General features: G+C 41.1%; 11 protein-coding genes. 3 read left to right on the forward strand and 8 right to left on the reverse strand.

What is annotated here, in order from left to right:
- The first annotated feature begins 429 nt into the window (after window positions 1-429).
- Window positions 430-1338: a DMT family transporter gene (locus HNQ34_RS16975; protein WP_183256503.1), complete on the forward strand. Its 909-nt coding sequence runs from the start codon at window positions 430-432 to the stop codon at window positions 1336-1338.
- 390 nt (window positions 1339-1728) lie between these two features.
- Here the strand turns inward: HNQ34_RS16975 and HNQ34_RS16980 are convergent, their stop codons facing one another.
- From HNQ34_RS16980 to HNQ34_RS17015, 8 genes are all read right to left on the reverse strand, one after another.
- Complete coding sequence (locus HNQ34_RS16980) at window positions 1729-2628, reverse strand: Rpn family recombination-promoting nuclease/putative transposase (RefSeq protein WP_183256504.1); 900 nt, start codon at window positions 2626-2628, stop codon at window positions 1729-1731.
- A 347-nt stretch (window positions 2629-2975) separates the two neighbouring features.
- Window positions 2976-3857: an enoyl-CoA hydratase/isomerase family protein gene (locus tag HNQ34_RS16985; protein ID WP_312856150.1), complete on the reverse strand. Its 882-nt coding sequence runs from the start codon at window positions 3855-3857 to the stop codon at window positions 2976-2978.
- A complete protein-coding gene (locus HNQ34_RS16990) occupies window positions 3854-4426 on the reverse strand; it encodes a hypothetical protein (protein WP_183256505.1) in 573 nt (190 codons plus the stop codon). The genes HNQ34_RS16985 and HNQ34_RS16990 overlap by 4 nt, the downstream gene beginning before the upstream one ends.
- On the reverse strand, window positions 4413-5150 hold the full coding sequence (locus HNQ34_RS16995; protein ID WP_183256506.1) for a hypothetical protein: 738 nt from the start codon (window positions 5148-5150) through the stop codon (window positions 4413-4415). The genes HNQ34_RS16990 and HNQ34_RS16995 overlap by 14 nt, the downstream gene beginning before the upstream one ends.
- Before the next feature lie 393 nt (window positions 5151-5543).
- Entirely contained in the window at window positions 5544-5951 is a 408-nt protein-coding gene (locus HNQ34_RS17000; protein ID WP_183256507.1) for a retropepsin-like aspartic protease, read from the reverse strand.
- The gene (locus tag HNQ34_RS17005; RefSeq protein WP_183256508.1) at window positions 5941-6195 is read right to left on the reverse strand and encodes a hypothetical protein; all 255 of its coding nucleotides are present in this window, start codon (window positions 6193-6195) and stop codon (window positions 5941-5943) included. The genes HNQ34_RS17000 and HNQ34_RS17005 overlap by 11 nt, the downstream gene beginning before the upstream one ends.
- Window positions 6196-6265: 70 nt before the next feature.
- A complete protein-coding gene (locus HNQ34_RS17010; RefSeq protein WP_183256509.1) occupies window positions 6266-7222 on the reverse strand; it encodes an Rpn family recombination-promoting nuclease/putative transposase in 957 nt (318 codons plus the stop codon).
- An 87-nt stretch (window positions 7223-7309) separates the two neighbouring features.
- The gene (locus HNQ34_RS17015; protein WP_183256510.1) at window positions 7310-7531 is read right to left on the reverse strand and encodes a hypothetical protein; all 222 of its coding nucleotides are present in this window, start codon (window positions 7529-7531) and stop codon (window positions 7310-7312) included.
- Window positions 7532-7894: 363 nt separating this feature from the next.
- Between HNQ34_RS17015 and HNQ34_RS17020 the strand changes: the two genes are divergently transcribed.
- Both HNQ34_RS17020 and HNQ34_RS17025 read left to right on the forward strand, forming a co-directional pair.
- Window positions 7895-8275 carry a hypothetical protein gene (locus tag HNQ34_RS17020; RefSeq protein WP_183256511.1) on the forward strand — a complete coding sequence of 127 codons (381 nt, stop codon included), beginning with the start codon at window positions 7895-7897 and terminating at the stop codon, window positions 8273-8275.
- A gap of 84 nt (window positions 8276-8359) precedes the next feature.
- On the forward strand, window positions 8360-8839 hold a 480-nt coding region (locus HNQ34_RS17025; RefSeq protein WP_281376077.1), incomplete at its 3' end, for a transposase.

Below are 8839 nucleotides of genomic sequence, written 5' to 3' on the forward strand. Positions count from 1 at the left end.
CATCCGAACCTCGCCAAAGGTAAAATAAGGAATGGGCAAGGGCTGCTTTCCTATGCCCTTTTTTTCTGCCCTTGCCCTTACTGACCCTTTCTTTCTTTTGGCGAGTGTTGGTCAAGGGCGAATCCATTCCCACAATCCCTTTTATTTTCCTCAAAAAGGCAGCTTGTGAGCACTTTTCATAGATTTTTTGACGCTACCATCTTTTTGAAAAGCTTCCCAATATGGATTTGTCAGACAAGAACGCATTGGATCAAATGCTTCCTTGGTCAACCACACTCCCTGTTTCATGCATTGCTTTTCATCAATTAACTAAATAATACCTCAAGCCCCGGCATTCCAAAAGGTGGGGCTATTTGACGTTTAATTTGTAACAATTATTTGGTAAAATGGAATACAAAATTTTATTTCATAACAATGGGGGATTTTTTTATGAAAGAGAGGATATTTTTAATTTTAGCCAACTTATTTTGGGCAGGAAATTACGTGGTTGGCAAATATGTTGTTAACGAAATGAGCCCGTTATGGATTACTTTTACGAGATGGTTTTTGGCATTAGTTTTTCTTATTCCGTTTTCTTATTTTTTGGAACGTCCCAATTATCGTAAAATTTTTAGAAATTACTGGCTGCCGTTATGCGCGATGGGAATTTTCGGGGTTATCGGTTATAACCTTTTATTTCATGGGGCTTTAGAGTACACCTCGCCGATGAATGCTTCGATTGTCAATTCGCTAAACCCGGCGATGATTGTCATTTTTTCATATTTTATATTAAAGGAAAGAATCCGTTTAGTGAATGTAGGAGGATTTGCTCTTTCTCTTATCGGTGTGCTGTTGATTTTAACGAAGGGGCACCTAGAACAAATCTTTCAAACTACATATAATCGTGGGGACTTAATGATGATTGCCGCAAACTTAACGTGGGTGTTCTACTCGATTATCGCAAAAAAACTAGCTGTTCCTCCGATTACTGCGACTGCTTGCTCGGTTCTTTTTAGCGTTATTTTTCTATTTCCTTTTCTGCTGATCGAACCATTTAACCTAGCTCAACTAAGCACAAGAGCGGTTGTCGGAATTGTTTACATGTGGATATTTCCATCGACCTGCTCATTTATATTTTGGAATATCTCTGTCAAAAAAGTAGGACCAAGCCATGCGGGGGTTTACTTAAATTTAATAGCGGTGTTTACAGCCCTCATCACAATACTCTTAGGAGAAAAAATTTTAACAACCCAAATCGTCGGAGGCATCCTCGTACTTACCGGTGTGTATTTTGCAACGAAAATGCCAAAGACATACGAAACTGTAAAAAACAGCGAACCGTCGTCACTTCAAGACTAAGTGCAACTATTTATACATGTGTCAAAAGTCGTCTAAACCGTCCCTACGACTATCGCTTCGCTCATCCAAGTCTGATCCGCCCTTGACAACCGATCTCCAAAGATGGCGAGCAGGATGTCAAGGACGAGAGGACAAAAAGAAGCTGTCATAAAATGTTAGATATTTCCACACACATAAACTGTTCATATACAACAGGAAGGGATCATCATGGGCTCTCAGATGAGGGAAAAATGGACAAAAAACAAGGGTATAAGGGGCTTTTAAGGTGAAAATGAATTTTTGATAAAAAAGACAGGTGACAGGCACAAACGAAAAAGGTCGTTTTACCGACCCTTCGGAACATCATCTTTTCTTCGTTTATCATTTTTCAACAGGTGAAATGCACGATGTTCAACATCTTCTCCGAACTTCTTCTTCGGTCATATCCAGTATATTGGCGATTTCCGCAACGCTCATTCCTTTTTCGAGCATTTTTTGAATCATTTCGCGTTCTTTTTTCTCCATGCCTTCCTTTATTCCTTCCTTTATCCCTTCCTCTCGACTTCCGCGAATGTTCGATAGTTGATCAAGAAGCCATTTCAACCGCATTTCGTATGCGTAGCGGTTTTCTGGGTCGACGCTCAAACTTTGCCACTCTTCTAACGCTTCTAAAATTTCTTGTTCTGTCATCGCGACTCCCTCCAATTCGCGAAACATCTCTTCGTGAATCTTTTTCTTCCGGCTGTCTACCGCCGACAACATCGTCAGCCATGGCCATTCGGGCAATTGTTTTACATCCCGGCGGTATTTCTTCCATTTTACCATAAATTGTGACAAATCAAGCACATGAAATTCAAGATGTGGGCTCCAAAGAAACTGTTCTTCGTCTTCACGAATGTGAAAGACGGTGTGGAAGCGGTCGGTTTCGTGTGGAAAGAGCGGATAGTTGAGGATGGCGATCATAATCGTTGGAGGAAGTGTTTCGTACCGTTCTCCTTTTGATAGCGAAGACGAAAATAGCCGCGCCCAGTAATACAATAGCCGTTCCGGCATGCCGTATTGCGGGATAATTTGAATCTCGACATGAATGCGCTCGCCAAGATTCGTACGGACAATGACATCTAACCGCCCTGTTTTTCCGTCTTCTGTTTCTTTCGTTAGCTCAGTATTTTCAAACTGCACATCGACGATTCGCTCGTCCCCTGTCCGATGCAAAAGCGCGTTTAAAAACGCCATCGTAATTGACTTGCGACTCGGTTGACCAAACATCTGCTTGAACATAAAATCCATTTTCAAATCGAGGTATTGCATGAGGATCATCCTTTCGTGGAATGTAGAGGGACAATTTGATTAAAACCGGGAAATACGGGAAATGCAAATGGGAGAAATTCCATTTTCAGGAATATTCCCTACAATAAAAAGCAAAAAGAGCCGGGGAAATTGGCTCTTAAATGCGGTAAAAATGAATTTTTGTTATCTCGTTTTTGGGTAATTGTTGGCAGGGGAATAGATTTCGCTTTACCTGCTACTCTCGCAACGTTCGTCATTCTGCGTCGTGCGGCACCTTGCCTTTAGAGGAGCGCACATGCAAAAACAGAGAGCCACGCTATGACTCTCTGTTTCTATAAATAATTCTCGGGGTGGGACAGTGCACTGCATCATGATCTGGAGCCGTGATTCTTTTTTAGTCCTGCCTCTGCTTTGGGGAACAGCAGCTTCCGAAAAGCTTCATCATGCTCGATGGAGAAGCAGGTTTCAAATTCTTTTTGCTTGCTGCTCGTCATAAATGATTTTAAATAAAGCAACGTATCATTTGGGGCTTCTAATATGGTTTCGGCCAGTTCCATAGCACGATCTAAAATGTTCTTATCTATGACAATTTCATTTGTCAACCCGATGCGTAAAGCTTCATTCGCATCAATTGTACGACCAGTCAGGCATAGTTCTCTCGCTATGCCCTCTCCCACAATCCATCGAAGCGGTGTGATGAGCGGAGGTGCCCCAAATTTAACTTCAGGATGGCCGAATAAAGCGGATTCCGTACAAATTCTAAAGTCGCAAAAGACCGCCAAATCAAATCCGCCTCCAAGTGCAACGCCGTTGACTGCCGCAATGGTTGGTTTGGGAAATAGCCAAATATCCTTATGGTATTGTGACGATGATTGTAATAAACGACCGAATTGCTCGGGATTGTTAAATTCGGATAAATCAAATCCGGCGGAAAATGCAGCAGATGAACCCGTAATGATCACAGCCATCACATCGTCGCTTGTTTTCCAAGCATTTAGGCATTTTGAGATTTCCTCTCTCATTTGCATGGATATGGCATTCTTTTTTTCAGGGCGATTTAATGTAATAATGCCGACCCTGTTATTTATTTCCGCGATAATATGGTTGAATTCCAATTCCATTCCCTCCAATCGAACTAGCTCCAGTTCATCACATAAAGCTGCTAGGAGTTGACTTGGTTCGGCAGCGATGGAAATGAACGAGTCAAACATGGTGAAGTTTCTCACTTTCTCATTCAGTCCATAAATCACAAACGCTTCAACTCATCAAACACCGTATCTTTTATGTTTGTTGATGTAACGGATAATAAGTCGATTTCCTTCCAAATAATTTCTTGAATTTTGCCATATTTCTCTGAGACCTTCTCATTGTTTGGAATCGTTTTGCCAATTCTATTTTCAAGTTGGATATCAGTAAAATTATCGTCATCGTATAAAGGCCAATAGAAAAGCCAATGCTCAGAAACGCTCGGCGGTTTATCCCAATGCTCAAGAGATGGGTATACATATTTGCATAACGTCATTCGCGGTTCTTCTTCAAAAGACAGTTCAATCGCATAGATTGGGTCGTTTTTCAATCCATTCCCCGACTGACAAGGAGGAGCAGAGTCTCTCTGGTATAGCTTAATAAAAGATTGGATGAACCACCCTCCATACTCGCGATCGGACTTCCAACGTAAAAATTGTGGAATAACTGGAACAAATCCGCATTCAACCGATTGACGATCCAATTCCGCTAACAGTTTATCAACATTCTCATACGTTTTTCGTACAACTTCAAACGCGTTTTTAATGTTTTCCCGTACACTAGTGAAACTCATAATATCTCCCCTTTTCAATCCTACTTACATCAAAATGAAAAAACTGTTCATCCGAATGAAAACAAAAATAAGAACCATATTCAACAATAGGATAAGAAAGATGTTGGAAACCTTGAAAACGCTCAAATCCCTTCTTTCTCAATAAAGCAACTAAATCTTTCAACATTAACCTTTCAAATTCATTTAACGTTTCATCTTTCTGCATATGCATCAGCTGCATGAACACTTCTTGCCATGACATATATCCGAAATGAACACCGCTTGGCAACTTTCGCTCTTCTATCGCCCTTTTAGCCATCATGTTCACTTCCGGTTCTTTCCCCAGCAAAAGCAAAAACTTAGGAGTTTGTTTTTTATCCGCTAATAAATCCAACGCCTCTCGCTCCAATTGATCGTCTGACGATAAAGGGCTATAATATTTCACCTCAATTCCTATCGTCAAATGATCCAATTCGAGCCAAACATCCATTTCGCTTCTTTCCCTCTTTGACCAAAACGTAACTTTCTCGCCGATAAACTCATCATTTTGTGTGGCTAAACCTTTTTGAAATACCGTTTGAGTAGCTGGAGAAAAAAAGACAGCCCTGCTCAAAAGCGGCTGAATCCCTTTGTGAAAAGGGAGATAACGCAACGTGCCAAACACGTTCGCTGTTAACTGGTCTTCGAGACGTTCACTGAAGTTCGAACCGTTTGAGGATATTTTCCCATATATTTCAGCTAACAAGCCTCTTTCCTCCCTTATAAATCGAAAATCTCCGTCAATTCTATTGTACTGAAATGTCACAGAAAATGTTGTCGAATATTGTAAAAACGACTACAAATCCCCTGCGGAAAACGAACATATCGACCAAAAATTCAAACGATCACAACAAAAAACTCTCCCTCATCTTAGGATGACTTTCTCCTTTTGAAGATAATGTATCGAAAACAGCGTTTTTCAGACCAAGAGTTTGTCGTTCGCTTTCTTCAGACTCCGCGTCGACACGAACACCGTTGCATTAAGCGAACTGCTACTTCTTCTTTCGCAGTTTTGGACTTTCACCATATAGACTACACCCATGCAGGGCGCACATACAAAAACAGAGAGCCACGCTATGACTCTCTGTTTCTGTAAATCTTAGCAATTCTCTGGGTGCGACGGGCACCGTGACCAATTGTACATTTTTAATTTGTGTAGATCTAAAACAAACCCACCCTCTATCAATACGTCTAATCCTAGCAACCCGTTAATTCCCGCATAATCCATCCCGCTAAAATCAACTTCATACTCCCTTAATTGAAAAGAGCCTAGCTTAACTGTATCCAATTTCTTTGTAAATGCATGCTCTTTGCCACCTACTCCATAGTAAGTAACAATACGATCCCCTCTCTCCACCCATAACTCTATATCTTCTACTGCATGTTGCGAGATTAATGTTTTAGCAGCACCAGTATCAATAACCATATTATCAATCCTCTTCGTTTTCCCACGATAAACAATTTCAATTGACGTAAACAATAAACCGTCGCGATATTCAATCTGCATAGCGAGCCTTTCCTCTCAAACTAATCATTCCTCTCACTTGCAAAACAATGTCCTCATGACTCGTATGATACACGAGTTCGTTTCCTTTCGATTGCAACAACTCGCGAGTGGCATTCTCATCGGGAACTGTACCAACAACAGCTACTTCTTCAACAATCTCTTTGTCTCCATGTAAACGAGATTTCAATATGTGTAGCTTTACAAACTGATTTGGATACAATGTGCGCACTTCCTGCCATTTCATTGTTATCACCTCAAAGAAAGAATGATAGCCGATGTAACTCTTCAACAAACAGGATCGCAGAAACCTCTTCTTATTGATTTTTCACTCTTCCTTTCACTTCTTCTTCCGTCAAGTCAAGCATGTTTGCAATCTCGGCAATGCTCATCCCTTTTTCGATCATTTTCCTAATCATTTCCCGTTCTTTTTGCTTCATGCCTTCTTTCAGTCCCTCTGCCCGTCCTTGTTCCAATCCTCTTTTCAAACCTTCTTTCAAACCTTCTTCTCGTCCTTCTTCCCGACTTCCGCGAATGTTCGATAATTGATCAAGCAGCCATTTCAACCGCATTTCGTATGCATATCGGTTTTCTGGGTCGACGCTCAAATTTTGCCACTCTTCTAACGCTTCTAAAATTTCTTGTTCTGTCATCGCGACTCCCTCCAATTCGCGAACCATCTCTTCATCAATCTTTTTCGTCCGACTGTCCACCGCCGACAACATCGTTAGCCATGGCCATTCGGGCAATTGTTTTACATCCCGACGGTATTTCTTCCATTTTACCATAAATTGTGACAAATCAAGCACATGAAATTCAAGGTGATGGCTCCAAAGAAATTGCTCTTCATCTTCGCGAATGTGAAACACGGTATGGAAGCGGTCGGTTTCGTGCGGAAAGAGCGGATAGTTAAGGATGGCAATCATAATGGTCGGGGGAAGTGTGTCATACCGTTCTCCTTTTAATAGTGAAGATGAAAACAACCGTGCCCAATAGTACAACAGCCGTTCCGGCATGCCGTATTGCGGGATAATTTGAATCTCGACATGAATGCGCTCGCCAAGATTCGTGCGGACGATGACGTCTAACCGTCCTGTTTTCCCGTCTTCTGTTTCTTTCGTTAGCTCAGTATTTTCAAACTGCACATCGACGATTCGCTCGTCCCCTGTCCGATGCAAAAGCGCGTTTAAAAACGCCATCGTAATCGACTTTCGGCTCGGATGGCCAAACAGCTGCTTAAACATAAAATCCATTTTCAAATCGAGGTATTGCATGAGGATCATCCTTTCGTGGAATGTAGGAGAGTACAACTTGATTAAAATAGAGGAATAAGGGAAATGCAAATAGGGAAAATGGATTTTCTAGCGTTCTTTTTTTGCGATAAAAAGCAAAAAAATCAGGGAAAGTGGCTTTTTTAATGAGGGGAAAATGAATTTTGCGTTTATTTGTTTGGCAAGAGAACAGATTTTGAGGAGCACACATGCAAAACAGAGAGCCATGCTATGAATCTGTGTTTCTACAAATCTCGACAATCCTCGGGGCGTGAAAAGTAAGTTCTCTCCAATTGCCTTCTTAATCTCCATTACTCCCACCTCCTTGTTAATCGTGAATATTCGTTCAATCAAACGGGAACGCTGCATCGCTCATCATACTGCAAGAACTTCTGGAAAAATTCCATTTGTTTTTTCACGGATACAATACAACGCTCATTCTTTGGAAAAACGTTCGTATTGCTTCCATAATGACAATTTCCAAATATTTTTATATAATCATACATATGGAGGTAGCGTCAAAAATTCTATGAAAAGTGATCCCAAGCTACCTTTTGAAGGAAAATGAAGGGGATTGTGGAATCGGATTCGCCCTTGACCAACACTCGCCAAGGGAGAGAAGAGGTCAGTAAGGGCAAGGGCAGGAAAAAAAGGGCATACGAGAGGGGGATATTTATGAAAATAACCAGAGAAATGATCGAAAAAAGTTATGAGTATGCCAAAAAAGTTTATCATAAACAAATCGACAAAACATCTGCTGCGAATAATCTCTATAAAGAGGTTGGAATGCATCAAGGCAGTGCTAGTCATTATATTGGAGCATTTTGTTCGATGATGCAGGGCGAAAAATATACTCGAACAATTAATACTGAGGCTACTCGTTACTACTTAGAAAATATACATAAAGATTATGGTGTGGAGCAATTGCGAATAGCTTTGAAAGCAGTTAATCAACATATAGATTATTATGGAAAACTAGGAAAAGGAAAGTTAAGGAGCATTGAAAAACTGTTAAACGAATATAAAACACAGTTAGGTACCCGTGGTGCTAGATAAAATCGAGTAAGCATAAAAATAGCCCTTGCCTTTGGATCTCCTGTAGAATGAAAGTGCGATCCAACATTCGAAAGGAGAATCCCCATGCAAGAGCATTTTCATTTTACTACAGATCAAGCAAAGATTCAAAAACAATATGCAGCCATTTTTTTCTTTGTTTCTGCTCAACTGCCATCGATTCAAATGTATTTGCAACGTCGCAATCGTCATTTGGCGAAACAAGAAGACGCGGTGATCATTGCCATTCATCTTTTAGGAAAGTTGCTTGGCTTCTCTTCCGAACGTGCATGGCATCGCTTTGTGACTGGGAACTTGTTCACTGATGGACATTTTCTCGAACGTTCTCGATACAATCGCCGCTCTTGTGCGCTGCGCTTTGCGATCCAATGGATTCGCCATGAGCTAGCAAAACGTGGTCAACACCACGCCTATGCGGTAGTAGATAGCATGCCACTCGAGTTGTGCCATTCCGCAAGAATGTACCGTGTCAAACGATTTCAAGGAATCGCGGACATCGGGCTTTGTGCGTCCAAAAAGCAGTGGTACTACGGATTTAAGCTTCAT

The sequence above is a fragment of the Anoxybacteroides tepidamans genome, assembly GCF_014201465.1.
GTDB lineage: Bacteria > Bacillota > Bacilli > Bacillales > Anoxybacillaceae > Anoxybacteroides > Anoxybacteroides tepidamans.